The sequence below is a fragment of the Acetomicrobium sp. UBA5826 genome, assembly GCF_002433005.1.
GTDB lineage: Bacteria > Synergistota > Synergistia > Synergistales > Acetomicrobiaceae > Acetomicrobium.
The window spans coordinates 233,372-260,044 of sequence record NZ_DJHF01000017.1 but is presented as its reverse complement, the minus strand read 5'-3'; the positions used below and the strand labels follow the sequence as shown (position 1 = coordinate 260,044).

Genomic DNA, 26,673 nt, shown 5'->3' with positions numbered 1-26,673 from the left:
ATAAGTGCGACCTCGGTGTATATTTAACACCGAGGCTTTTTCATGTCGAAGAAAGGGGTTTGGTGGCAATGAGGTCTGAGCTTATATCTCAGGAGAAAAATATCGTAAGGATAAAAGCGGAAATTGAGGCAGAGAGGTTTGAGAAAGCAGTTCAGGATGTGGTCAAAGAGATCAGTCACAAGGCCAATATAAAGGGTTTTAGAAAGGGAAGAGTCCCGCGTAATGTCATCGAACTCTATTTTGGCAGGGAAAGATTGTATAGAGAGGCATTAGAAAATCTTATTCCTGAAGTTATAGAGCAAATTCGGGATGAATACGAGCTCGAGTTGGTGGCCGAGCCTAAGATAAAATCAATTGGCGAATTAAAAGAAGGCGAACCGCTCGTTTTAGAGATAGAATACGAAGTTATGCCCGAGATCGAATTGCCCGATTTGAACCAAATCGAAGTGCCAAAATTGAAGGCAACGGTGACTGATGAAATGGTCGATGAAGTCATCAATGATTTGCGGGAGCGAAATGCCGAATACGTCGAAGTAAACGAAGATAGGCCAATTGATGAAGGAGATACTGTTGTAGTTAACGCCATTGCCGAAGTTGAACGAGAAGAAAACGATGATGCTGAGAAATTCGACTTCGAAGGCAAAGAGATGGAAGATATGATAGACCTTTCGGTTCCTTATTTGGACGAAAACGTAAAGAGAGATCTGATTGGCCAGAATGTTGGCAACACCGTTACGACTACAGTGACTCATCCGGAAGATGGCAGCAATTTGTCTGGAAAGCGTATTAAGTATTCGATGGAAATAAAGGGCATAAAGAAAAAAGTCCTTCCGGAGCTGGACGAGGAGTTTTTGAAAAAAGTAGGAGCGGAAGACAAAAGCTTAGAAGAGTTTAGGGCAGAGATTAAAGAGCAGTTGATAAAAAATCTGGAAAACAGGTCTAAAAATGAGGCAATCAATCTAGCATTACAGCAAATTGTAAATCAGGCGAAAATCGAAGTTCCTGAAAGCATGGTTGAGAGAGAATTTCACAGCCTGCTCCACGAAGAAGAAGAGAAAATGAGGCAGGCTGGCGAGATGACGTTTGAAGAATATGTAAAACAATCCGGGATGGATCTAGATGAATATAAGAACAGGTTACGCGAAAAGGCTTACAAAAGAGTCATGAATTCATTAGTGTTGGAGGAGCTCACCAAACGCTTTGAGATCAAAGTAAACCCGGAAGATATCAAAGCATATGTGGAAAGGATGGCAGGTACATATAACATAAGTGCCGAGAAGCTATCTTCATTTATAGCCTCCGACCAGGACAGATTGTATAGATTGAGCTATGATATTATGGCTGAGAAGACATTGGGAAAAATCTTAGACCATGTAAAGGTTAAAGAGCTCGAGAGAGAGGAATACGAAGAAGCTCTGAAGGTTATTATGAATAATCATGGCAAGGTCCAGGCAATCCAGGAGGAAATGCAAGAAAAAGTCGAAGAGGAGCCTGAAAAGGCGTTACAAGACGATGGTAACGATGCAAGAGGAGGTCATGAAGATGTTGGTACCGATAGTAATAGAACAGACGGGTAGAGGGGAAAGAGCCTACGATATATATAGCAGGCTGTTAAAGGACAGGATAATATTTTTAGGAGATGTGATAGAAGAGCATCTCGCAAATCTGGTAGTAGCTCAAATGTTATTCCTCGAAAGCGAGGATCCAGATAAGGATATAAACCTTTATATAAACAGTCCCGGTGGTTCCGTGACCGCCGGGTTGGGAATATACGACACCATGCAATACATTAAATGCCCCGTGTCGACCATATGCGTTGGTCAGGCTGCGAGCATGGCTGCAGTGCTTTTGGCTGCAGGTGCGAAGGGAAAGAGGATAGCTCTTCCAAATTCCAGGGTTATGCTTCATCAGCCTTTGGGAGGAGTACAAGGTCAGGCTACGGATATCGAAATTCATGCCAGGGAGATCAAGAAGATTAGGGACAGGCTAAATGAGATAATAGCCTTTCATACGAATCAGGATATCGAAAAGGTTGCCAAGGATACCGATCGTGATTTCTTTATGTCCGCAGAGGAAGCTCTGGCCTATGGAATAGTTGACAAAGTCATAGAAAAAAGATAGTTTATCGGTGTAATCTTGCTTATAAACATGCGAGGGGGCAAAGCTGAGCTCTCTCGTTTGTTTATAAGGACCTTGTAATTTGGTAAGATGCAATAATATTTTTATAAGAGCCCAAGGAGGAAATAAGAGGAAATGTCGAAAAGCAACGAAAAGGACCCTAGAAAGAAGGGCTTGCGCTGTTCCTTCTGCGGAAAGGATCAGGAAGATGTCAAGAAGATTATAACGGGACCGGGAGTCTGCATTTGCAACGAATGCATACACCTATGTAATATTATATTGAACGAAGAGAGAGGAATCCTGCACAGCATAGATTGTCAAAACAGGGATATGACTCAGAATTTTGTATTGCCTAAACCAAGTGAAATAAAATCATATCTGGACCAATATGTCGTCGGGCAGGAGTACGCCAAAAAGGTTCTCTCTGTGGCTGTCCACAATCACTATAAGCGTATTTTTAAGAGCAAAAAGGGCAAAGACGACGTTGAAGTTCAAAAAAGCAATATCCTTCTTTTAGGCCCCACTGGCTGCGGAAAGACTCTGTTGGCACAAACTTTGGCTAAAATGCTGAATGTGCCCTTTGCTATTGCTGATGCTACTACTTTGACAGAGGCTGGCTATGTTGGTGAGGATGTGGAAAACATATTAGTGAGGTTGTTGCAAAACTGCGATTACGATGTAGCGCTGGCTGAAAGAGGAATTGTCTACATAGACGAGATAGATAAAATTGCCCGCAAGAGCTATTCTCCATCGATCACCAGAGACGTCTCAGGAGAGGGTGTGCAGCAAGGCCTTCTTCGCCTTTTGGAAGGAACGGTATCAAATGTTCCTCCTAAGGGCGGCAGAAAGCATCCCTATCAAGATTTCATTCAAGTCGATACATCCAACATCCTATTCATTTGTGGGGGTGCCTTTGATGGAATCGAAAACATAATAGCCAAGAGGATCAACAAAAGAGTTATAGGTTTCGGTGGAGATATTATAGGCAATAAAGTGGAAGCTTCTTGGAAAATTTTGAAGGAAGTTCAGCCTGAAGATCTGATGATGTATGGGTTTATTCCTGAATTCATAGGGAGAATTCCCGTAATCGTCCCTCTCGAGGGCCTGCACGAAGAATCTTTGGTGCATATCCTGTTGGAACCCAAAAATTCCCTGGTAAAGCAATATCAAGAGCTTTTCAGCTATGAAGGCGTGGAGTTGGAGTTCACCGAAGCCGCCCTAAAAGCGATTGCCCATCAAGCTCAGGAGAGAAAAACGGGAGCTAGGGGATTAAGGTCAATAATGGAAAACCTCATGCTTGATATTATGTATGAATTACCTAGCATTGCAGGCGACGTAGCCAAGGTCAAGATCACAGGCGAGTGCGTTTTAGATGGAGCATCTCCTATTTACATATCAAGGGATGAGGAAGTGGCTTAGAGAAACTCGTGCGATGATACATCGTAAACTCGAACCTATAGGGGGAGACTAAATAAATGCCTGTCGACGACAAACTTGTTTCGAAGGAATACGAACCCAAAGAACTGGAACGAAAATGGTATGACTGGTGGCAGGATCGCAGTTTATTCCATGCTGAAGTCGACGAAACCAAAGAACCCTTCAGCATAGTGATACCACCGCCCAATGTGACAGGCTCGCTTCACATGGGGCATGCATTGAACAATACCCTACAGGACATTGTATGTCGCTACAAGCGAATGAAGGGATTTAACGTGCTGTGGATACCGGGGACGGACCACGCCGGCATTGCCACGCAAAATGTTGTGGAGAGAGAATTGGCCAAAAAGGGTATAGATAGAAAGGATATGACCAGAGAGGACTTTCTGGAGAAGGTATGGGAATGGAAGTCCGAATATGGCGGCAGAATCATCTCGCAATTAAAAAGACTTGGTGCCTCTTGCGACTGGGATAGAGAGCGCTTCACAATGGATGAAGGTTTATCTAAAGCTGTGAGGGCTGTATTCGTCCGTTTGTATAAAGAAGGGCTTATATACAAAGGCAAATACATTATAAATTGGTGCCCTCGCTGTCACACAGCACTTTCGGACCTGGAGGTAGAACATGCGACGGAAAAGGGGAAGCTCTATTACGTAGCCTACCCCTTTGTGGAGGAAGATGGATTTCTGGTCGTTGCTACTACACGTCCGGAGACAATTTTAGGAGATGTCGCCATAGCAGTTCATCCTGATGATTCAAATAACGCAAAGTACATTGGAACAAAGGTTAGAGTTCCCATAGTAGACAGAATTGTGCCCGTAATAGAGGACCAGATGGTCGATCCATCCTTTGGAACCGGAATGGTTAAGATAACGCCTGCCCACGATCCCAACGATTTTTTGGTAGGGCAGCGGCATGATCTGGAACCAATCCAGGTAATAAATGCCGATGGTTTCATGAATGAAAATGCCGGTCGTTATAAAGGAATGAACAGATTTGATGCCAGAGAAGCAATCGTAAGAGACATAGAGGCTGCAGGTTTGTTGGTAAAGATCGAGGAATACGAGCATGCCGTCGGTCATTGTTATAGATGCAATACAATTTTAGAGCCCTATCTTTCGGAACAATGGTTCGTCCGCGCCGAGCCTTTGGCAAAAAGAGCCATTGAGGTCGTAAAAGAAGGCAAAATTCGTTGGATACCTGAGCGCTGGGTGAACACCTATTATCAGTGGATGGAGAATATACGCGATTGGTGTATCTCGAGACAGCTGTGGTGGGGGCATAGAATACCGGCTTGGACCTGTCTGGACTGCAATCACATAACAGTGTCGGAAATTGATCCGGTGGAGTGCGAAAATTGTGGCTCAAGAGCCATTGTGCAGGACGAAGATGTTTTGGATACATGGTTTTCGAGCGCTCTTTGGCCCTTTTCCACTATGGGGTGGCCTGAACAAACTCCAGAGCTCACATATTTTTATCCGACTTCATTGCTGGTTACCGGCTTTGACATAATATTTTTCTGGGTGGCAAGAATGATAATGATGGGCCTTAAATTTATGGATGACGTGCCCTTTAAAGACGTTTATATTCACGCTTTGGTCCGTGATGAAAAGGGTCAAAAAATGAGTAAATCCAAAGGCAACGTTATAGATCCTGTGGACATAATAAATCAATATGGGGCTGATTCCTTGAGATTTACCTTATCATCGTTGACAGTACAAGGCCGTGATATATTTTTGAGCACCCAGAAGATCGAATCCTGCAGGCATTTCATGAATAAGATTTGGAATGCTGCCCGTTTTGCTTTGATGAATTTGAGCGATTTTAATGAAAGTTGGACAATGGAATTCGACGATTCTTTGAGGCTTCACGATAGATGGATCGTCATGCGCGTTAATCAGGTGACCAAAGAAGTTACAGACTTGATAGAAGGATATTTTTTCGGCGAAGCAAGCAAAATACTTTATGACTTCGTGTGGGGAGAGCTCTGTGACTGGTACATAGAGATGTCGAAACCGGCTTTAAAGGGAGACGAGGGGAGCAAAAGAAAGATCGCTTCGCAAAAGGTGCTTTATTATGTTTTCAAAAAGGTTCTCCTTCTTCTCCATCCCTTTATTCCCTTCATAACTGAGGAGTTGTGGCATTCCTTCGGTTTCAGCCAAATGTCAATCGAAGAAGAGCCTTGGCCTGGTACGGAGGAGATGTTCGATTACACGACAAATAAGTCGTTAGAAAAGAATATTTTTGTCCTTCAGGAAACCATACGTTCGATAAGAAACCTGAGAGCCGAGGCTAACCTCACACCCCAGGTCGTGGTTCCTCACTTAATGATCAATCCAACGGATAGATCTGTTCTTGAAGTGTTAGCTGAAAATGAAGATATAATTAGATTGATGTCCAAGGTAGGAGAGATAAGTTTCGAGTCGAGTAGGCCTGGTGGCTCACTGGTTTCTGTATTGCCCTGGTGTAATGTCTATCTGATCGTGGGCGATATTATTGACATTTCTTCGGAAATAGAGAGGTTGCGAAAAGAAAAAGAAGGGTTGCTTTTGGAGGAGCAGAAAAGTCTTTCGAAGCTTTCTAACGAGTCCTTCCTAGAGAAGGCGCCGCAGGAAGTCGTCGAAAAGGAGCAAAATAGGTTAAAAAAGGCCAGGGAACGCATGAAGAGGATCGACGATAATATTGCATCTCTTGAGCGCAGCTCGGAGGAAGCGGATGGTCGGTAAAGAAAATGCCGAAGCCTTTGACCTTTTAGAACAAGACATTTTAAATAGTGCAAGCCCGGGCATTCGCCCGGGCTTATCTCGGATGGCTAAGTGCCTCGGTTTGCTGGGTAATCCTCAAAGGGATTTCAAGGCCATCCATGTAGTCGGTACTAATGGCAAAGGTTCTACTGCATCGACTATTGCAAGTATCTTATCTTCATCGGGGCTTAAAACTGCGCTGTATACTAGCCCCCACCTGTTGCACATGGGCGAGCGCCTGAAAATTGAAGGCAAGATTGTAAGTCCGCAAAGGTGGATGGAAACATGGCAAAAGGTAAAATTGGTGCTAAGGGAAAATTTCATTGCTGGGACGCCTCCGACTGCTTTTGAGCTTATGACGGCAGTGGCTTTCTTAATTTTATCCGAAGAAAAGGTCGATGTAGCCGTTGTAGAAGCAGGAATGGGTGGAAGGCTCGATGCCACGAATCTTCTGGGAGAAGTTATACTTTCAGTGATTACCTCTATCTCGTTGGATCATACGAATTTTTTAGGAGACACTATTTCCCAAATAGCGAAGGAGAAGTTTTCAGTAATCAGGCCCGGTAAAAGGGCAATTTATGTGGGTGGAGACTTTGGTCTGGAAGAACTGTTTATTGATAGCTGCGCAAAGATGATTTCCGAGGGACACATTTTCTCAAGAGAATGTTTAGTCAAACCCGCACATTTTTCTTTGGACGGCGTTATCTATGACTTTTGGACATCCAAGGGATACTTTTTCGATTCCCTTGAAACGAAGCTTACAGCTGCTTATCAAATCGGCAATACTGCATTAGCTGTCTTTGCGGCTCTTCTTTTAAAAGATATCTTTCCAGGAATATCCGATGAAACGATCAGATCGGGATTGCTCTCTGTTTCATGGCCCGGCCGCTTTGAAATTATAAGGTTAAAAAATGGAAAGGTATTAATACTGGATGGTGCGCACAACCCGGAAGGAATGGCAGTCTTTGCGCAATCGCTTAAACAAGTTTTGCGTCCCCATGAAAATATTACCTTTATGACGGCAATGATGAAGGACAAAGATATCCGGGAAACATTAAAGAAACTATGCAATCTGCCCATCGAAAAGATTGTATGTACACAAGTGCCTCAACTGGACAGAAGCGAATCTTCTCATGCCTTGGCGGATATAGCAAGGAATATCTTTACCAAGGCCTTTATAGGGGACGAAGCCGAATTAAATACGGCGCTGTGCGAAGCGGTTAATAGCCATTCCAGTTATATCGCAATTTGCGGCAGCCTCTACCTTATAGGGGCGATAAAAAAGATTTTGAGATCCAATCTTTAAGGAATGCCAAAATAGTTCATATCAAGTGATAATAATTAAGAGGAATTTTAAATATTAAGTGTATATGCGATTTAAGAGGTGAAGATCATGAATGCGTTGCGGGTAGGCGTCATTGGGGTGGGACATCTGGGATATCACCACGCCAGGATATATTCGGAGTTGCTGGAAACCAGACTTACCGGGGTTATGGACATAGACGATCAGAGAGCTGTCTCCGTTGGCGAGATGTTGCAAGTGCCTTATTTCAGTGATTTAGATGAATTCCTGGAAAAAGCTCGCCCAGATGCTTTGAGCATTGTTGTGCCTACGGTTGCTCATTACGAAGTGGCCAAAAAGGTAATGGAAAGAGGCATTCACGTGCTCATAGAAAAACCTGTTACGAAGACAGTCGATGAGGCAGAGGAGTTGCTCAAGATGGCAGCTCAAAAAAACCTCGTTTTACAAGTAGGACATATTGAGCGCTTTAACAGTGCAGTTCAGTACGTCAGGGGAATTTGTAAACCTCCTCTTTATATTCAAACTAGAAGGCTGGGTCCCTTTTCTTCCAGGGTTGCGGATGTCGGCGTTGTTTTAGATTTGATGATCCATGACATCGATATAATTTTATCGTTGGTTGGTAGTGAGATAAGCGAAATTTCGGCCTATGGAAGGTCCGTCTTCACAGAGCATGAAGACATAGCCTCGGCTCACCTTACGTTTAAGAATGGGGCAATATCTCATATTCTGGTCAGCAGGGCTTCCGAAAAGAGGCTTAGGACGTTGGAGATTATGGAAAGAGAGCGTTACATAACCTTAAACTACGAAACTCAAGATGTTTCCATTCATAGATGCATTAGGAATAATGGCATGGGATTAATGGAGGTAATTGAGCATCCCGTCTTCCCAAAACACGAACCTCTGAAGATGGAATTGCAACATTTCATATCTTGTGTCAAGGAAGGAAGACAGCCGATGGTCGGTATTGCTGACGGCAAGAGAGCTTTAGAGATAGCGGTTGAGGTTCTAAGGCAGATAAACAAAAACAGATCAGCTGATTTCGTTGAGAGTCCTGAAGGTCTTTTACATTAAAGCAGGCTGACATGGTTGTTGTATTTATGTAATATATTGTTATGTGTCATGAAGTACCCCCAAACATAGTCGAAATTTTAATTTATAATTAAGATTATTGTAAAATAGAGGGAGAAAAGCTCCCTCTATTTTTATGGGGTGATGGGATAATGAAAGAAAAAGCGAGAAAACATCGCGATAACCTTGCACGCCAGATTATAATTTTCTTGATCGTCATCATCGCTGCTCTTTCCTTTGTCATTATTGCCTGTACTTATTCAAGGCCCGACAGAATTTTCATGGAAAACGTTATTATAAAGCTGATTTATGAGAAACATTCAAAGGGACAACCTTAAAACTTTAAAAAGCAGAGGTGCAAATTTATACTATGTTTGACTCTATTCCGGATGTAAATGTTCAAGCCCTATTAGCATTGGCTCTTTTTATGGTCTCCTTGATGATAGCAAGGATTATAAACAATATAACTTCAAAGAAATGGCCCGGCGGTACTTTATGGGTTTTTTACTTACGTGTCCTTCTGGGGTTCACTTTGGCCGCATCGGCGATCATGGGTTTTTATGCCTTTGCCGGAATATCTATAATAAATACTAGATAATGCTCTTCATCAAGATTTTCCAGAAAAGGAGTTGTTGCCATTATTCGATACGGATAACACCGGAATTGACTGACCTTATGGCTTTTGCAAATCATGTCATTATGAGCAAAATAAGCAAAGACGCCGCCGACTTAAGCGTCATTCGCTTTAAAGCAGGTTTAAATATTCCTGTTCTAGATGAATACGGAGAAGATCCGCCGTTTTTAGCGGCCGCATTTGGGGAAATGATTCTTCCCACCAAGTGGGAAAAGACAACCCACGTTAAAATAGGGAGCGTAGTCAATGTTACTGAGTTAGGGGATTACGAAAAATTTATGAGGGGGATTTATCATACAAATGATGCCTGGTCTTCAAGGCTCGTCATAGAGCAAAACCCCATCGTTTCTGGAATAAGTGATGATTTTGTGTTAATGTTGGCTGGGTTTTGTTTGAGGGAAGGGATTGCGGTGGATTTACTTATGAAAGATGGCCCTTTGCCGCTGAGTTTAATAATGCTTTCCCATGTATCGGGGGGCAAAATTTATTTTTATCCCTTTCAAAGGGAGAAATCGATAGAAAAAATTGGCCTTCAGGGAGAGCTGGTTGTAATGTTGCCTGAAAGAAATGCATTGTTCAAAGAGATGACCTTCGAGCCGCTATTGGCAGTCTTTGGTAATGTAGGAGGCATTCCCTTCAGGGATTGGACCCCAATAGACCTTTTATCGGATTATTAACTAAAAATAAATTATCAATAAAATTGATTGGAGGTTTATCAATGGATCATCTTGTCGAGAAGGCTTTAGAGGGAGATCATAGAGCTATTGCGCGACTAATCTCGCTTGTTGAAAACGAATCGCCCTTTGCAAGCCAGATAATGGCTAATTTATATGCCCATACGGGAAAAGCTCATATAATTGGAGTGACTGGAAGCCCGGGTGCAGGCAAGAGCACCTTGCTGGACAAGTTGATAGATAACCTAAAAAGAATGGAGAAAAAGATCGGTGTCATAGCAGTGGATCCTACGAGTCCCTTTAGCGGCGGTGCAATACTAGGCGATAGGCTAAGAATGCAAAGTCATGCTCTTGAGCCCGATGTCTTTATCCGGAGCATGGGCACAAGGGGATCGTTAGGAGGCCTGAGCAGGGCAGCCTATGAAGCTGCCATGATACTGGATGCCTGTGGCAAGGACGTCATCTTTATCGAGACCGTGGGAGTGGGACAATCTGAGGTTGATATAGTAAAGATAGCGGATACGGTTTGCCTGCTTCTCGTTCCGGGCATGGGCGACGATGTTCAGGTCATGAAGGCGGGTATAATGGAAATTGCAGATATATTTGTGATCAATAAGGCAGATCGCGACGGTGCTGACAGGCTGGAAGCCGAAGTTAACATAATGCTTGATCTTTATGGCAGTAAACCATGGAGACCGCCAATTGTAAAGACCGTGGCGGAAAGGGGAGAGGGTATAGATGCTCTCTGTAAAGCTTTAGCGTACCATAAAAAATATTTATCCGAGAGTGAAGAGGGCAAAAAAAGATTTATATCGAGAATAAAGATGGAAGTTGAAGAAATCTTAAGAAGAGAAATCGCGAAAGTAGTTGAAGAGAAATGGAAAGAAAATTGTGATGACACTCTGATCCGATCTCTTGCCTCTCGTAGTATCGACCCATATACAGTAGCGGGAAAGATTTTAGGCGAAATATTCTCAAGGGGGTTATAACGTGAAAATAGTCCTCGGAGCCGATCATGCGGGATGCGCTTTAAAGAACGCAGCTGAGGAATATCTTTTAAAAAGGGATATAGATGTTATCGATTTGGGTGTCAATTCGGACGATGAGCCTGTAGATTATTCTGATATCGGGATAAAGGCAGCCGAAATGGTTGCTGCCGGCGAGTGCGATCGCGGAATATTGTCCTGTGGGACCGGCATAGGCATGTCGATAGCCGCAAATAAAGTACGGGGAGCATATGCTGCTCTTTGTACCGACAGCTTTATGGCTAAGATGAGTCGCCTCCATAATAATGCTAATATCCTCGTCCTTGGAGGAAGGGTTGTAAGCGTCGAGCGGGCAATGGAAATGGTAGGAGTGTGGCTTGATACACCCTTTGAAGGCGGTCGGCATTTTAGGCGCATTGAAAAAATAAGGGCCTATGAAAACAAGGATATCGAGGGAAAGGGTAGCCATTCGAAGGGACGACTGGTGATAATGGATCATCCGCTGATACAGCATAAATTAGGAATTATCAGGAATACCTCGACAAGCGTTAAAGAGTTCAGGGAGTTAGTAGAAGAAATAGCCGGTTTAATGGTTTATGAAATAACAAGAGATCTTCCTGTCGAGGAGATAGAGGTCGAAACACCTCTGGCGAAGACGCGTGCCAAGACCATTTCCGGTAAAAAAATGGCAGTTGTACCCGTTTTAAGGGCAGGGCTCGGGATGGTTCAAGGCATTCTTAAGCTGATACCTAACGCAAAAGTAGGCCATATCGGGGTATATAGAGATCCAACGACGCTTCAGCCTGTTGAATATTATTGTAAGTTGCCCGGTGATATAGAAGAGAGGGACATTCTCATCGTCGATCCTATGTTGGCCACGGGGGGTTCTTCTGTTTTGGCGATCGATTTAGTAAAAAGAAGGGGAGGTAAAAAAGTTTCATTGGTATGTCTGATAGGTGCACCCGAAGGTTTGCAGAAAGTGAAGGAAGCTCATCCGGATGTCGACATCTACATGGCTGCGTTGGATGATCGCTTGGACGAACACGGCTATATAGTGCCCGGATTGGGCGATGCCGGCGATCGTTTATTCGGAACAAAATAACTGATAATTGCATTATGAACAGTGAAATGGTCCTCTATGTTTTTTTGTCCTTTATGTGGGGATGGGGGATTACAAAGATCTCCATTCCCCTCTCTTTTAGATATCGTATTTTGGATATGCCCGAATCCAGAAAGCTCCACAACGAAGTTACGCCACGCGGTGGGGGCATTGTCTTGTGGAGCGGTCTGCTTCTGTTTCTTTTGTTTGCGAGAGATCATTTTGAATTCGATCCTTCGTTTTTTGCGTGGTGTGCGAGCGCGACATTTTTAGTCGGATATCTGGACGATATGAGAAGCCTATCTCCAAAAGTTAGGCTTTTAGTCCATATTGCTGCTTCAATAGTAGCTTTAATTCCTCTGTACACAAGTGGCAATTTTCCCCTATGGGGTTGGCTTACAGCATCTTTGTGGATTGCCGCCATGATAAGTGCATATAATATGATTGATGGCATGAATGGCTTGGTTTTGGTCATATTCGCGGCAAGTTCATGCATGTTTATGGTCGTATTCCACAATATCTTTTGGGCCTTTGGCTTTGGCATCGCTATCGGGATCCTCCCTTGGAATTTCCCCGAGGCAAGGACTTTTTTAGGGGATGGGGGCAGTACGCTTCTTGGATTTTTTCATGCCTCTATTTTATTGTATTCGATCTTTTCGTATACACCTTTGACACAATCCTTTATACCTCTTTGCTTATTTTTGGCCTTTGCCGGGGGCATTCCCTTTATTGACATGTGCTTTGCTATACTGCGAAGAACTGTGAAAGGTGTCTCTCCCTTTTACCCCGATAAGGGGCATATACATCATCGTCTTCTTCGGAGAGGGTTCACGCCTCCTTTTGTGTTAGTCTTAATGGTGTCTTTCCATTTAGCAATGCTGTTTATAAGCATAAGGTTTTTTTAACCCGATATTTTTAGTCGGAGTATCTGTGTGCATGGAGGTTGTCGCAATGTCTTCAATTTGCTGTATAATAGGCACTCGTCCGGAAGCCATAAAGATGGCTCCTGTTATAATGAAATTGAAAGAGCGTGATATGCCCTATTATGTTCTGGCAACAGGACAGCATACAGACCTTTTAACTCAAGCATTAAAAGTGTTCAATATTGTGCCAAATTGTAATTTATCCATCATGAAGGAAAAACAAAGCCTGGATTACATCACGTCATCTGTGCTGACGAAGGTGGGGGAGGTCCTAGACAATATAAGACCAGGAGTCGTTTTGGTGCACGGAGATACTACGACAACTTTTGCATCGGCCCTAGCGGCTTTTTACAGAAAAGTTAAAATAGGCCACGTCGAAGCGGGACTCAGAAGCGGCAATATGTATTTGCCATTCCCTGAGGAAGCCAATAGGATAATGACCGATAAGCTCGCTACATTTTGGTTTGCCCCAACGAAATTGGCAAGGGAGAACCTCATCAACGATGGCTGCGATCCATCGAGAATATGGGTTACAGGGAATACAGTGGTGGATGCTCTTATGGCTGTAAAAAAGGCCGCAAGGGCCCCAAAGTTTTTATTGGACAAATTGCCGGCCGATGCTCCGATGTTGCTTGCTACCGTTCACAGAAGAGAATCATGGGGTGAACCTCTCGAAGCGATTTGTAAAGCTTTAATTAAGATATTAGATGATTTGCCGGAACTTTATGTTGTCGTACCAATGCATAAAAATCCCCTGGTTCGTGAAATATGGCAAAAACATTTGGGATGCCATTCGAGAGTGATTTTATGCGATGCAATGGAATACGATGATTTCGTGTGGACAATGGATAGAAGCTCTTTGATATTGACTGATAGCGGTGGTATCCAAGAGGAAGCGACGACCCTTAAAAAACCCGTAATAATTCTTAGGGATGTTACGGAAAGGCCTGAAGCAGTGAGCTCAGGGACCGCGTTGCTGGCCGGCAGGGAACCGCCCAAAATTATCGAGCTATCGCTTAAAATATTGCGGGATGATGAGTTCAAGGCAAGTATTCTTGCAAAAGCGGGCTCTCCTTTCGGAGAGGGAAGGGCAGCCGAAATCATAGTTGATGTCTTGAGTAATTACATAAAAACTGGTAAGTATTGATTTAGGGAGTGAGAGAAAGTGAAGACTAATCAAGAATCCGGTTTTTTGAAGATAAAAGGGGGGACCCCTCTTAAGGGAAAGGTAAAGGTCCAGGGTTCAAAAAATGCGGCCCTGCCGGTCATGGCTGCCGCGCTTTTGTTGGATAGTGGTGAAGTACATCTTCGAAATGTGCCCAAATTGCTGGACGTGCAAACGATGAGCGAGTTGCTCGTCAGTTTAGGAGCAGTTGTCGAACGCGACGATCATACGATGACGATAGAAATTGAAGGCGAACCAGCTTGGGAAACACCGTCATCTCTTGTCAGAAAGATGAGAGCTTCCTCTTTGGTCTTGGGCCCTCTGCTTGCTCGATGCGGAAGAGTGATTTTGCCCCTTCCGGGTGGGTGCGCTATAGGTAGCAGGCCCATGGACCTGCACTTTAAGGGTCTTTCTAAGATGGGTGCGCAAATAGAACTTGATAAAGGAGCAGTAATTGCCAGGGCCGATAAATTGGTTGGAGCGAGGATTTACCTTGATTTTCCTTCCGTCGGCGCCACGGAAAATCTTCTCATGGCGGCTGTTTTGGCAGAAGGCGAGACGCTGATCGAAAACGCCGCAAGGGAGCCCGAAATTGACAACCTTGTCAGAGCTTTAAAGTCCATGGGTGCTGCCATAGAAGGAGAGGGTACCGGGATATTGCGCGTCAGAGGGCAAAAGGAACTGAACCCCGCAACCATCGATATTATACCTGATCGTATTGAAGCGGCAACATACCTTTTGGCTGGTGCAATTACCCGAGGAGATGTCACTGTAAAAGGTGTGGTTGCCGAACACCTCAATGCTCTCCTGGCTAAGCTTGATGAAGCCGGAATAGAAGTGATAAATAAAGAAAACGAATTGCAAGTCAACTCTCCGGACCGTCCAAGGGGCCTTACGGTTAAGACCATGCCCTATCCGGGCTTTTCCACGGATCTGCAACCGCAGATGATGGCCTTGCTTTCACTGGCAGAGGGTACGAGTGTAATTTATGAAACTATCTTTGAATCCCGCTTTCTCCACGCCAGCGAACTGCAAAAGATGGGCGCCCAAATTGAACTCCAAGGTAATACCGCTATTATACACGGGCAATCTTCGTTAATTGGCGCTGAGGTATTTGCAACAGACTTGCGTGGAGGAGCGGCTTTAGTGCTTGCAGGGTTGGCGGCCGAAGGTGAAACCGTTGTTTACGATGTTCATCATCTCGAGAGGGGTTATGAGAATATGGCCGAAAAATTGACCCTTCTCGGCGCAGAGGTCTGTGAGGGAAAGGATAAAATTAAAGAGAGAAAACAATAAAAAGCAAAACGGTAGGAGATGTTATCATGTGGTTAGAAAATTTCATTCGTAGGTCAATTGCCGACGTTGAACCCTATAAACCCGGAAAGTCGATAGAGGAATTAAAGCGTGAATTGGGTTTAACTCGCGTAGTGAGACTTTGTTCTAACGAGAACCCGTGGCCTCTTCCGAATAGCGTTCTAAGTGCAATCGACAATGCTTCTAAAATGCTAAACAGATACCCTGATGCTGAGGCTTATTCCCTTAGAAAGGCAATTGCCAGAAAATTAGGCGTTTCCGTGCAGGAAGTAATTGTCGGCGCTGGCACCGAAGGCGTTACCTTCGCGCTTTTTCAAGCACTGCTCGAGGAAGATGACGAAATTGTAATCTCCAAACCGACATACCCCCTTTACAAGTTAGCTGCATCGGCATGTGGAGCTAATTGTGTCGAAGTTCCCGTAGACCACGATATGAGAATTAGCGTGACCGATATCATGGAAGCCTGTACGGAGAGAACAAAGTTATTGGTTTTATGCGATCCCAACAACCCCACAGGCCTTTTCTTGCCGCGGAATGATCTGTTGGTTCTTTCTTCGTTCCTTAATAGACGGAACATTTTGCTGGTAGTGGACGAAGCATATGCTGAATTCGTTACAGACCCAGAATATCTTTCTGGCATAGAGCTTTTCCATGAAATTGGAAATGTTGTGATACTGAGGACCTTTTCCAAGATTTTCGGTTTGGCCGGGTTGAGAGTCGGATATGGTATCGTCCCAAAACCCATAACGAATGCCTACGCCAAGGTAAGGCGCGTTTTCGACGTCAACTCTATAGCCCAAGCTGCTGCCATTGCAGCCTTAAAAGAAGACAATTACGTTGAAAAGATCCGGGAGTTGACTTTGCTTGAAAAGGAAAAAGTTACACGTGCCCTTGTGAATATGGGCATGGAGGTTAGAGAAACGGTTACAAACTTTATTCTGATAAAAGTCAATGACGAGCAAAAGATGTTTAACGAATTGTTGAAAGAAGGCATAATCGTACGACCGGCCAGTGATTTGGGTCTGCAGGGATATTTACGCGTGTCTATCGGGTTGCCCGAGGAAAACGAACAGTTTATAAGTACTTTAAGAAAGTTGATGAGAAGACTTGGCGACAGGGTTTAAAGTACTTGCCTTTGTAGGTCCCGCAGGAACTGGCAAAAGCCAGAGAGCGCACTTTATAGCGAGACAATTCGGGGCAGACTACATAATTGACGACGGGCTTTTAATAAAAAATGGGAAAATATTGTGCGGCAAAAGTGCCAAGACCGAACAAAATCAGGTCAGAGCGATTAGAAGGGCTTTGTTCGAGTTTTCCGATCATAGGGATCAGGTCGTTAAGGTCCTGGAAAAATCTGCACCCGGCACCATATTGATTGTCGCTACATCGCCAGGCATGGCTTTAAAAATTAGCAAACAACTTTCGTTGCCCAATCCGGAGCGTTATATCTACATTGAGGAGATCGCTACGAGGGAGGAAATAGAACAGGCCTTAAGGGAACGTCATGTAAAAAGGCAACATGTTATTCCAGTAACGTATGTCCAGGTGAGAAGAAATTTCGCGGGCAAGGTGGTGGGTCGACTTAGGACCTTTTGGTCCTCTCATATGCGAGGATCGGATGACGCGGAGAAAACGATAGTCAGACCTCCTTTTAGTTACTATGGAGAAGTCGAGATAGGGCCTTTAGCAATAGAACAAATTGTTAGACGAGTGGCCTCTCTTGGAGCGCAAGTGTGTGAAGTTAAAGAGGTAAGAGTAAAGTCTGACAACGATGGAAGGGTATCCCTAAACGTCTCTTTAGTTGTGTCTATTGGCAAATACAAATTCATTGAAGTCGGCCGAAGGGTGCAACGTAGAATTTTTTCGGTTTTGCCATTTTTGACTGGATTGGATTTGGGTGAAATTGACATTTTGATCGAAGGATGGAGGAAAAGCGATGTCTGAAATTCTCTACCTTTTATCGGGGAAGGAGATCGACAAAAAAATAGACGAAACTTGGAAATTTCTTGAAAAAAAAGTCAAGGAATGTAGAAAATGTCCTCTCTCGGAAAACAGGACTCAAAGCGTATTCGGGGAGGGATCAAAAAAAACCGAACTGATGTTCGTCGGAGAAGGGCCTGGAGCTGATGAAGATTTACAGGGCTTGCCTTTCGTTGGAAAAGCCGGACAGTTGTTGAATCAGATCTTCGTTGCGGCAGGCATCGATAGGAGTGAAGTTTATATCACAAATGTCGTCAAGTGCAGGCCTCCCCAAAACAGAGTTCCCACAGTTGAGGAGTGTTCGGCATGTAACGATTATCTTTTTGCTCAAATTTCCTTAGTACAGCCGAAAATTTTGGTTACTTTAGGGAATACGCCAACTAAGTGGTTGCTTAAGACTACGCAGGAAGGAATTACACAGCTGAGGGGAAAGTGGTTCGATTGGTATGGGATTAAACTTATGCCGATGTTTCATCCCAGCTACTTGCTCAGAAATCAATCGCGCAAGGTTGGCAGTCCTAGGCATTTGACGTGGCAAGATATCCAGGAGGTAAAAGCTCGGTGGGACGAGATAAGACAAGCGGCGAAGCAATAATGCCTTCCCATGTTGCCATAATTATGGATGGCAACGGGCGGTGGGCGAGACAGCGGCATTTACCCAGGATAATGGGACACTACGCAGGAGTAAAGGCCGTGGAGAAGACTGTAATGGCTGCTCTTGAAATAGGTATACGGTATCTGTCCCTTTTTGCTTTTTCTACTGAAAATTGGAGACGTCCCAAGGGGGAGGTTTTAGGCCTATTTGGGCTTTTTAGATATTACATTAAATGCAAGGTCAAAAAGCTTGCAGAAGAAAACATTCGCCTTCGATTTTCTGGACGCATAGATAAACTTCCGGAGGATCTGAGGGATTTGGCCCTTTGGGCCGAGAAAGAGACGGAGGCAGGAGATAAACTGGATCTCATCCTGTGCTTAAATTACGGCGGAAGGCAGGAAATCATAGATGCCGTAAATAAAATTTTGGCTGCCAAAACAGATTGCGACGATGTTTTGGAGATCGACGAGGATTGTTTTAGAGGCTATCTCTACCTTCCCGATGTTCCCGATCCTGATTTAATAATTAGGACTAGCGGAGAGAAGCGGTTGAGCAATTTCTGGCTTTGGCAGTCTTCTTATAGCGAACTTTATTTTACCGATTGCCTTTGGCCTGAATTCGATGAGGGCAAATTACGTGAAGCTGTCGAAGAATATCAGAGGAGAGAGAGACGTTACGGAGGAATCAGATCATAAATGGGAGAACTAAAAACACGCGCAATTAGCGGCATCGTAATAGTTGCTTGCATACTTGGGGGAATCCGTATCGGTGGGATTTTTTGGCTTCTGATAGCCTCGGCGATCGCCCTGATTTCTTTATGGGAATATTATGGACTTTTCTCCAGTTTCTCTCATATATCCAAGGGCATAGGCTTGATCGCAGGAGCGATAGCGATATATTTGGCCTATAAAGGGTGTTCCTTTACGGCCCTTACATTATTGCTTATTTTACAATCGTACGTCGTGTTGGCTATCGAATTAATCAGGAAAATCACCATAAATAAAAGCTATGCACTCTTAAACGTAGGGGGAGTATTAAGCGGCCTCATGTTGGTTGTCCTTCCATGGTCTTTCCTGGTCCTACTTAGACAGAGGCCAATAGGTATACAATTATTGTTTTCTCTTTTTTTATGCACCTGGAGCTGCGATGTGTTTGCTTACTTAATTGGCAGCAAATTCGGAAGAACACCTTTTGCTCCTTACATAAGCCCTAAAAAGACACTGGAGGGGTTCATAGGAGGTCTTTCGGGAAGCATTTTATGTGCTGCTATCATTTCATATTATTATAAAATACCCCCTGTGCCGTGGATTTTGTTGGGGGCAATGGTTGGCGTTGCAGGTCAGGTAGGGGATCTTTTCGAATCCCTTTTCAAGAGAGAGGCGGGTGCTAAAGATAGCAGCTCTCTCATACCCGGACATGGAGGTTTCTTGGATAGGTTTGACAGCATTTTGATTAACTCAACATTGATCTTTCTGGCCTTTGAGGTGATATTAAATTGAGCCAAAAAAGATTAGCCGTCATTGGTGCCACGGGATCCATTGGAAGGGCTGCATTAGATGTTTGCAGACGATTTCCGGAAGAGTTTGACGTCAGGGCCTTGGCAGTGAGGTCTAATATCGAGGAGCTTAAAAAACTTGTCGATGAATTTAAGCCTAGATACGTAGTGATCTACGACGATGTCGCTGCATCGAATTTCGCTGCACATGACGAAAGCGTAAAGGTTTTAGTTGGACATGAAGGACTGATGCAGCTTATAGACGAAGGAATGGATCACATTGTTTTTGCTTCTTCCGGAACGGAAGCCATAGCTGCTTTATCGGCATCTTTAGATCGAAAAATAGAAGTATCATTGGCCAATAAAGAAAGCTTGATAGTCGGCGGTCCCTGGATAATGGAAAAAGCCTCCCTTGCAGATCCCTTGCGTCCCATAGACAGCGAACATAATGCCCTTTGGCAGTGCTTGCTTGGAGAAGACTTGAATGAGATTGAGGAGGTTATACTGACGGCCAGCGGAGGTCCCTTTCTTCACTCTTCCTATGAAGAAATGAAGCAGGCCACACCCTCAAGGGCATTGAAACACCCTACTTGGAGCATGGGCTCAAAGATTACCGTAGATAGTGCCACGTTACTTAACAAAGGATTTGAGGTAATAGAGGCAAGTTATCTTTTCGCCCTGCCAATCGAAAAGATAAATGCAGTAGTTCAGCCCGACTCCCTTGCACACGGCTGTGTGAGGTTTAGCGATGGGAGTGTGAAGATGTTTTTAAGTGAGCCCGATATGAGGATTCCAATATCCTTTGCCCTTTCGTACCCAAAACGTTTAAAGATAGGGCATCTATTCCATAGATTGGCCATCACTGAGAAATGGACATTGGATTTTTTACGACTGGATGAAAATAAATTTCCATGTTACTCCCTGGCAAGGAGGGCATTGCAGATGGGGAATGCCTATCCGCCCATAATTGTCGGCGCCGATGAAGTTGCCGTTGAAGCCTTTGTAGAAGGAAAAATTTCTATAGTTGATATTTTCCCTCTGTTGGAAAAAGTTCTTTTGTCTTATAATGGACCGTCAAATTTAAACGGCTTGGAAGAAGCGATTTCTCTTGTTGAATTTGGTCGACGTATAGCTAGAGAACTATGTCGCCTTTTTAGCGAAAGGAGATAAAAATTTAATGTTTGCCCTTGTTTCTTTCATAATAGTAATAGGTGTGTGCGTAGTTTCCCATGAATTTGGACACTTTATTTCGGCCAGGTTGCTGGGAGTTCAGGTCCATGAATTTGCCTTTGGCATGGGTCCTGCGGTATATGGAAAAAGAAAAGGGGAAACGCTCTGGTCTATAAGGGCATTTCCCATAGGCGGTTTTGTGCGGTTAGCTGGGATGGGAGAGGCTGTGGAGGGCGAAGTTGAAGATCCTGAAAGGAGCTTTAGCGCCAAAAGCCCCGCACGAAGATGGCTTATTTTGGCGGCCGGATCCATAATCAACATTTTACTCGCAATTGTTATTGCCACCCTCTTCCTCTGGGGCCATGGAGTGTTAGACATGGAACACGCCAGAATCGGCGAGCTCATGCCCGGTTATCCTGCTGAGTCGATGGGGCTTCTACCGGGAGATACGATTGTGTCTATAAACGACAAAAAAGTTACAACATGGTTGGAAATGGCCACAAGTTTAAAGAGCAACGCAGACAATCCGGTAACGATCGAAGTGGAGCGTCCGGAAGTGGGACGGCTCGTCTTTCGGAATGTATTGCTAAAACCCGATCCTGTCACCGGAGCTTATATATTGGGGATAAAACCTGGGCAGATAAAATACGAAGGGCTCTCCGCCATTCAATACTCGCTAAAATATTTATGGGAGATGACGAAAAACATTTTCAGCTCCCTTGTAAATTGGGCATTAGGCGGGCAGAAGATAGATGTTACCGGGCCAGTTGGGATAGCAGAAATGGCGGGCGAGGCAGCTAAAAGCGGTGTATGGACATTTTTATTTTTCCTGGGAATAATCAACTTGAACCTGGGTTTATTCAACCTGATTCCCTTTCCGGCTCTTGATGGTGGTAGGTTGCTTTTCGTCACCATCGAAATGATCTTTCGTAAGAAAGTTCCTGAATACATCGAACAAAAAGTACACTTTATAGGAATGATGGTGCTTCTTGCCTTAATAGCATTAATCACATGGCAAGATATAACTAGGATATTTAACAGGTGATCCAGATGTCAACACTACGGAAGAGGGTTGCTATAGGAAACCTAATCATAGGGAGCGGTTTCCCCGTCCGAGTGGAGAGTATGCTCAAAACTCCAATTACCGATGTAGAAGCATGTAAGAAGGAGATTGATTCGCTGGCTGAGGAGGGGTGTGAACTTCTTCGGGTGGCTTTCCCTAATATTAATTGCCTTCCATACCTTAGGGATATTTTGCAATTCTCGAAAGTGCCGATAATGGCTGATATTCATTTCGATTTCAAGCTAGCTCTTGCAGCTCTTGAGACCGGTTGTATGGCTATTAGGATTAACCCTGGAAATATGCCGAAGGAGGGCCTCGTTGATATAGTCAACTTGGCAAGGGAGAGAAAAGCCGTTATAAGGATAGGATCGAACAGCGGTTCGTTAAGCAATGACCAAATGAGGCAGTCTTTAGGAAATAAGGCTAAGGCTCTTTTTTTGGCCGTTAAGGAGCAACTCCAAATGCTTGAGGACATGGGATTTGAAGATATCATTCTTTCTTGTAAATCGACATCAATAACCGAAACGGTCAACGCAAATTTATTGCTTTCCAAGCATTTTCCCAAATACCCCCTTCATATCGGGATCACGGAAGCCGGGGTAATGCCCGATGGGTTGGTCAAATCGGCTGCAGGTATGGCATTGCTTCTGACGCAAGGCCTTGGGGACACGATGAGGATAAGTTTGTCCGCTCCTGCTGTAGAGGAAGTAAAGGCCGGTTACGCCTTGCTTAGGTCGCTTGGATTGAGAAAAAAAGGAGTGGAGATCATTTCGTGTCCGACGTGCGGAAGAAAGCATTTAGATGTAGCTAAAATTGTGGAAGACATAAGTCCCTTATTAAAGGGGCTTCCGGATGGTTTGGTTGTTGCCGTTATGGGATGCGCGGTAAACGGACCGCGGGAAGCCAAGGAAGCCGACGTGGGAATAGCAGGAACTCCTAACGGAATTGTGATATTTAAAAAAGGAAAGGTGATTGAACAAATAGATAGGGATGATTTTAGCATAGAGAAGGTAAGTGCAATCATCAGAGAGTTGTTATAGATTATTATATCTTGACAATGTGTAAAACACATATAAGATAAAATCAATAAAACTCTAAACTGAACATTAGGAGGATAGCGTATGGCACAAATTGTAGATACCAATAGCTTTAGACAGGGAATGATGATAAAGTGGGAAGACAGCATTTGGGAAATTGTGGACTATCAGCATCATAAAATGGGCCGAGGAGGGGCAATAGTCAGGACGAAGCTTAAAAACATATATTCCGGAACGATAATCGAAACCTCTTTTAGAGCTGGAGAAAGGTTTGAGAGGGTTGTCTTTGACGAAAGGGAGGCCCAATACATATATAAAGAAGGAGATAACTACATCTTCATGGATTTGGAAAATTACGATCAGATATATATTCCTGCCACACTGCTTGGTGACAAGGGGATGTATTTGAGCGATAATTTAGAGGTTACGTTGAGGCTTTATGAAGGCAATGTAGTTGGAGTGGATCTTCCGAATACTGTCGCCTTGAAAGTTATCGATACTCCTCCGGGCTATAAGGGCGATACTGTTTCAGGGGGAGGAAAGCCGGCGACTCTGGAGACGGGCCTGACTGTTACTGTTCCAATGTTTGTCGAGGTTGGAGATGTCGTGCTTATAGATACCCGTACCGGCGAATATTTAGAACGCGATAAGAGCAAGGGGGTATAGCCTTGAATTTAGAAGAAAAGGCTCGAAGGATGCAAATGTTGTTATCTGAAATCTCCGTGCCGGAGACATGTAAAGACGTAAAAGAAGCCTGGATAGAGCTCCTTGATGCTCTTTTGAATGAAATAGAATCTTTACACGTAAAAATTAAAAATCAAGATGAAAAGATCGAAAAACTTACATCCCTTTGTTCCGAGTTCGATACGGATTTAAATAATTTAGAGGAAGCAGTTGATGCCTTATATGAATACTTTGAAGAAGATGCAGATGTGGAAGACGTGGAGCCTGATTATTATGAATCGATGAGCTGTCCCGGATGTGAGCAGGTGTTCATGTTTAATCCAATGCTTCTTGATGAAAACGAATTCCTAATATGTCCCAATTGCGGCCTTTCAATCGACCCTGATGGATTAAATAAATAAGGAGGGATATAGTTATGGACGAAGAAAGAGAGAAAAATTTAAGCGAATTGAAGGAAGGCACCGATAAAGACACATACGATGACGAAATTCAGAATGTCAATGAGTATGGCACTGAAGAAGAAACGGCTCAGGAAGAGCCAGTTTTAGAGGAAGCGCAACCCCAGGGCGAAGTAGTTATTGCGGAAGAGGTAATATCACAAATGGCTATTGAGGCTCTAAAAAGCGTCTCCGGCGTTTTACCCGCCAGTTCTGGATTGGTGGCTAATCTGCGCTTGGGGCGAAGACCAACTAGCGGAGTTAAGATAACCATCGAAGAAGGTACTCCAAACGAGGTAGTGGTTGATACGTATATATCGGTCAAGTATGGATTAAGAATCCCTGATATAGCTTGGGACGTGCAAGAGGCCATAAAAAACCAGATCGAAAATTATACCGGTTATATCGTTAAAGCAGTGAATGTCCATGTGCAGGGAATCCATTTTGCGGAAAATAAGCAACAGGATCAATATGCGGATAATATCCAATAGCAGCAACTTCGATACAGGATACTTGGATTTGCAGATTAAATTAAATATTTAAAAGGAGCCATATAAGATATGGAATATCTGTGGCGTCGGGGCAAATTGGGGGAACTCTGGCTATCGAAGGAGGCTATTACTTCCTTGGCAAATACTGTAATGCCGCCGGAATATAAAGCCAGAGAGGCTACGTTGCAAGGAGATGACAGTGTTGCTAACGTCATCGTAGTCGCTCCGCATTCCGGAGATCTCGCAGTTAAGAAGGAGCTGCAGGATAAACTAGTTAACCTTTTTGTCCCTCTAGGCTTGAAGGTAAAGATTTCATGGACGTCCAAAGAAGAAAGCTTCGATGCCCCTGCATTGATGAATAGGCTCAGAAAATATCCAATTTTTTGGGGATCTGTGGTTGCAATCATAGCAGGTATATCGCAACTTGGTTTAAAAGGCCTGGGCCTTTGTATTTTATTCGGTTTCATAGGATGGGCAATTGCCGGTTTAGTAATAAGCGGTAAATTGAGCGATCTTTTTTCATCTATTATGGACAGAAGACACTAAGACGGGAGGCAAGATAGCTTGTCTTTGCTTCAACAGCAACGTCGAAGAGCGAGAGAAATAGCTTTACAATTGTTGTATGCACTAGATTTTAGAAATGACCAAACGCCCGACGAAGCCATGGCACTTTTTCCTTTCGATGGAGAATCGGAAGAGGTCGTGAATTATGCAATTTGGCTTGTCAAGGGGATATGGGGAAAGAGGGTTGAAATTGATAATTTAATACGGATGCATATAACTGGATGGCGACCTGAACGAATGGTTACCGTCGATCTTGAGGCTATAAGATTGGCATTGTTCGAGGGCGTCTATAGCAAGGTCGTTCCCATACCCGTAGCCATTTCAGAAGCTATAGAATTGGCTAAACGCTTCGGGACTGAGGATTCGGGACGTTTTGTTAACGGCGTATTGGGCAAGATTGTTAGATCCATTGCCGAAGTCGAAGGGGATGGCAAAGATGTCGAGGGAAATGCCTCTGCTTAACAATTTGCCAAAGACATCTAATGTAATATCTGTAGATGAACTTACGTTGTATATAAAGGATCTGATCGAAAAGGATCCGATTCTCCGGAACGTTGCCGTTAAAGGAGAAATAATCGAAATAAAAAGACATAATAGCGGCCACGTATATTTTTCGATCGGGAGCAAGCAATCCAGATTATCTTGCGTGATGTTTAAAAGCAATGCTAACTACATTCCCCTTTGGCCTCAGGCAGGCGATGAGGTGATAGTGCAAGGGTACATTGGTCTTTATCCTCCTCAAGGTGCATATCAGTTATATGCTCGAAATATCCTTCCTCTGGGAAAGGGAGCTCAAACAAGGGCAAAGGAAGAATTAAAAAAAAGGCTGGAGAAGGAAGGCTTGTTTGATCCTCGCGTCAAAAGAAAGTTGCCTCCTTATCCGAATAAGGTTGGAGTTGTGACCTCACAAACTGGTGCTGCCGTAAAAGATGTCATTAAGGTCGCAAAAAAACGTTTTCCACAATGCCGAATATACGTATTTCCTACGTTGGTACAGGGAATAGAAGCCCCACAGGATATAGTTAGGGCAATGCAATTGGCTGCAACGAAGGAGCTGGACATCCTGCTTTTGGTCAGAGGAGGAGGAAGCCGGGACGATCTGACTCCCTTCGATGACGAGAGAGTAGTGCGAAGCATTAGGGCCTGCCCCTTTCCGGTCGTCACAGGGGTAGGTCATGAAATCGACTGGACGTTGTCCGATTTAGCTGCCGATATGCGTGCTCCTACGCCTTCGGCGGCCGCAGAAAACGTCTTTCCCGATCGCATAGAGCTTTATAAACAAATAAGGCACATGAAGGCCAGGCTGTTCTCCCTTGTTTTACATAAATGCCAACAGGAATCTAATTTGTGCGAGAGACAGTTGGCTAGATTACAAAACATACTTAAAAACCTCTATATTCATCCCTCCGGTATTGAGATCACGCGGCTTACCCAAAGCCTTTCGATGAACATGAACAAGATTATATCCTCTTTGAAAGAGCGACTGACTCATGCAGCGGCTTCTCTGGATGCTTTGTCACCTTTAAAATGTCTTTCTAGAGGGTGGATAACTTGCCTTTCCAAAGATAGCGAAACGGTTGTCTCCCTATCTCAGGTTGCGGTTGGAGATGAAGTTTCCCTCTGTATGATAGACGGAAGGGCCAATGCTGAGATAACATCCATCTATTTTAAAGAAGAATAACAATTTGAAAA

28 protein-coding genes are annotated in these 26,673 nt (G+C 44.0%); all 28 read left to right on the top strand.

The features are described from left to right. Positions 1-68 precede the first annotated feature (68 nt). The 28 genes from tig (at position 69) to xseA (ending at position 26,662) form a co-directional block, all read left to right on the top strand. Complete coding sequence (gene tig / locus B3N34_RS05695; protein ID WP_286975669.1) at positions 69-1,577, top strand: trigger factor; 1,509 nt, start codon at positions 69-71, stop codon at positions 1,575-1,577. Then, complete coding sequence (gene clpP / locus B3N34_RS05690; RefSeq protein WP_286975668.1) at positions 1,543-2,121, top strand: ATP-dependent Clp endopeptidase proteolytic subunit ClpP; 579 nt, start codon at positions 1,543-1,545, stop codon at positions 2,119-2,121. The genes tig and clpP overlap by 35 nt, the downstream gene beginning before the upstream one ends. A gap of 132 nt (positions 2,122-2,253) precedes the next feature. Continuing rightward, the gene (clpX, locus tag B3N34_RS05685; protein WP_286975667.1) at positions 2,254-3,537 is read left to right on the top strand and encodes an ATP-dependent protease ATP-binding subunit ClpX; all 1,284 of its coding nucleotides are present in this window, start codon (positions 2,254-2,256) and stop codon (positions 3,535-3,537) included. A gap of 56 nt (positions 3,538-3,593) precedes the next feature. Next, a complete protein-coding gene (locus B3N34_RS05680) occupies positions 3,594-6,281 on the top strand; it encodes a valine--tRNA ligase (protein WP_286975665.1) in 2,688 nt (895 codons plus the stop codon). Next, a complete protein-coding gene (locus tag B3N34_RS05675) occupies positions 6,271-7,605 on the top strand; it encodes a bifunctional folylpolyglutamate synthase/dihydrofolate synthase (RefSeq protein ID WP_286975662.1) in 1,335 nt (444 codons plus the stop codon). Before B3N34_RS05680 ends, B3N34_RS05675 begins: the two co-directional genes overlap by 11 nt. Before the next feature lie 87 nt (positions 7,606-7,692). Beyond that, entirely contained in the window at positions 7,693-8,673 is a 981-nt protein-coding gene (locus B3N34_RS05670; RefSeq protein WP_286975661.1) for a Gfo/Idh/MocA family protein, read from the top strand. A gap of 149 nt (positions 8,674-8,822) precedes the next feature. Further along, a complete protein-coding gene (locus B3N34_RS05665; RefSeq protein WP_286975659.1) occupies positions 8,823-9,008 on the top strand; it encodes a hypothetical protein in 186 nt (61 codons plus the stop codon). A gap of 32 nt (positions 9,009-9,040) precedes the next feature. Continuing rightward, entirely contained in the window at positions 9,041-9,268 is a 228-nt protein-coding gene (locus tag B3N34_RS05660) for a flagellar biosynthesis protein FliR (protein ID WP_286975657.1), read from the top strand. Positions 9,269-9,333: 65 nt separating this feature from the next. Further along, complete coding sequence (locus B3N34_RS05655) at positions 9,334-9,981, top strand: hypothetical protein (RefSeq protein WP_286975655.1); 648 nt, start codon at positions 9,334-9,336, stop codon at positions 9,979-9,981. Positions 9,982-10,022: 41 nt separating this feature from the next. Continuing rightward, positions 10,023-10,967 (top strand): methylmalonyl Co-A mutase-associated GTPase MeaB, encoded by a 945-nt coding sequence (meaB, locus tag B3N34_RS05650; RefSeq protein ID WP_286975653.1) that lies wholly within the window; start codon positions 10,023-10,025, stop codon positions 10,965-10,967. A gap of 1 nt (position 10,968) precedes the next feature. Next, positions 10,969-12,066, top strand: coding sequence for a uracil phosphoribosyltransferase (upp, locus tag B3N34_RS05645; protein ID WP_286975651.1), 1,098 nt, complete (start codon positions 10,969-10,971; stop codon positions 12,064-12,066). 14 nt (positions 12,067-12,080) lie between these two features. Beyond that, positions 12,081-12,968 carry a glycosyltransferase family 4 protein gene (locus B3N34_RS05640; RefSeq protein WP_286975649.1) on the top strand — a complete coding sequence of 296 codons (888 nt, stop codon included), beginning with the start codon at positions 12,081-12,083 and terminating at the stop codon, positions 12,966-12,968. Positions 12,969-13,014: 46 nt separating this feature from the next. Beyond that, positions 13,015-14,133: a non-hydrolyzing UDP-N-acetylglucosamine 2-epimerase gene (gene wecB, locus B3N34_RS05635; protein ID WP_286975646.1), complete on the top strand. Its 1,119-nt coding sequence runs from the start codon at positions 13,015-13,017 to the stop codon at positions 14,131-14,133. An 18-nt stretch (positions 14,134-14,151) separates the two neighbouring features. After that, positions 14,152-15,447 carry a UDP-N-acetylglucosamine 1-carboxyvinyltransferase gene (murA, locus tag B3N34_RS05630; protein WP_286975643.1) on the top strand — a complete coding sequence of 432 codons (1,296 nt, stop codon included), beginning with the start codon at positions 14,152-14,154 and terminating at the stop codon, positions 15,445-15,447. 26 nt (positions 15,448-15,473) lie between these two features. After that, positions 15,474-16,589, top strand: a complete 1,116-nt coding sequence (gene hisC / locus B3N34_RS05625) for a histidinol-phosphate transaminase (RefSeq protein WP_213697778.1) — start codon at positions 15,474-15,476, stop codon at positions 16,587-16,589. Then, the gene (locus B3N34_RS05620; RefSeq protein ID WP_213697779.1) at positions 16,573-17,409 is read left to right on the top strand and encodes a hypothetical protein; all 837 of its coding nucleotides are present in this window, start codon (positions 16,573-16,575) and stop codon (positions 17,407-17,409) included. The genes hisC and B3N34_RS05620 overlap by 17 nt, the downstream gene beginning before the upstream one ends. Further along, positions 17,402-18,040 (top strand): uracil-DNA glycosylase, encoded by a 639-nt coding sequence (locus B3N34_RS05615; RefSeq protein WP_286975637.1) that lies wholly within the window; start codon positions 17,402-17,404, stop codon positions 18,038-18,040. Before B3N34_RS05620 ends, B3N34_RS05615 begins: the two co-directional genes overlap by 8 nt. Then, the gene (gene uppS / locus B3N34_RS05610; RefSeq protein ID WP_286975694.1) at positions 18,040-18,735 is read left to right on the top strand and encodes a polyprenyl diphosphate synthase; all 696 of its coding nucleotides are present in this window, start codon (positions 18,040-18,042) and stop codon (positions 18,733-18,735) included. Before B3N34_RS05615 ends, uppS begins: the two co-directional genes overlap by 1 nt. After that, positions 18,736-19,539 (top strand): phosphatidate cytidylyltransferase, encoded by an 804-nt coding sequence (locus B3N34_RS05605; protein WP_213697781.1) that lies wholly within the window; start codon positions 18,736-18,738, stop codon positions 19,537-19,539. Continuing rightward, a complete protein-coding gene (dxr, locus tag B3N34_RS05600) occupies positions 19,536-20,705 on the top strand; it encodes a 1-deoxy-D-xylulose-5-phosphate reductoisomerase (RefSeq protein ID WP_286975633.1) in 1,170 nt (389 codons plus the stop codon). The genes B3N34_RS05605 and dxr overlap by 4 nt, the downstream gene beginning before the upstream one ends. Before the next feature lie 7 nt (positions 20,706-20,712). Further along, positions 20,713-21,750 carry an RIP metalloprotease RseP gene (gene rseP / locus B3N34_RS05595; RefSeq protein ID WP_286975631.1) on the top strand — a complete coding sequence of 346 codons (1,038 nt, stop codon included), beginning with the start codon at positions 20,713-20,715 and terminating at the stop codon, positions 21,748-21,750. Positions 21,751-21,755: 5 nt separating this feature from the next. Further along, entirely contained in the window at positions 21,756-22,808 is a 1,053-nt protein-coding gene (gene ispG / locus B3N34_RS05590) for a flavodoxin-dependent (E)-4-hydroxy-3-methylbut-2-enyl-diphosphate synthase (RefSeq protein ID WP_286975629.1), read from the top strand. Positions 22,809-22,889: 81 nt separating this feature from the next. Further along, positions 22,890-23,471 carry an elongation factor P gene (gene efp / locus B3N34_RS05585; protein ID WP_286975626.1) on the top strand — a complete coding sequence of 194 codons (582 nt, stop codon included), beginning with the start codon at positions 22,890-22,892 and terminating at the stop codon, positions 23,469-23,471. Positions 23,472-23,473: 2 nt separating this feature from the next. Continuing rightward, positions 23,474-23,890, top strand: a complete 417-nt coding sequence (locus B3N34_RS05580) for a hypothetical protein (protein ID WP_286975624.1) — start codon at positions 23,474-23,476, stop codon at positions 23,888-23,890. Between the two features lie 14 nt (positions 23,891-23,904). Then, complete coding sequence (locus B3N34_RS05575) at positions 23,905-24,417, top strand: Asp23/Gls24 family envelope stress response protein (RefSeq protein WP_286975621.1); 513 nt, start codon at positions 23,905-23,907, stop codon at positions 24,415-24,417. 69 nt (positions 24,418-24,486) lie between these two features. Beyond that, entirely contained in the window at positions 24,487-24,963 is a 477-nt protein-coding gene (locus tag B3N34_RS05570; protein ID WP_286975619.1) for a hypothetical protein, read from the top strand. 18 nt (positions 24,964-24,981) lie between these two features. Next, positions 24,982-25,443 carry a transcription antitermination factor NusB gene (gene nusB / locus B3N34_RS05565; protein WP_273002815.1) on the top strand — a complete coding sequence of 154 codons (462 nt, stop codon included), beginning with the start codon at positions 24,982-24,984 and terminating at the stop codon, positions 25,441-25,443. Then, positions 25,418-26,662: an exodeoxyribonuclease VII large subunit gene (xseA, locus tag B3N34_RS05560; RefSeq protein ID WP_286975614.1), complete on the top strand. Its 1,245-nt coding sequence runs from the start codon at positions 25,418-25,420 to the stop codon at positions 26,660-26,662. The genes nusB and xseA overlap by 26 nt, the downstream gene beginning before the upstream one ends. The last annotated feature ends 11 nt before the right edge of the window (positions 26,663-26,673 follow it).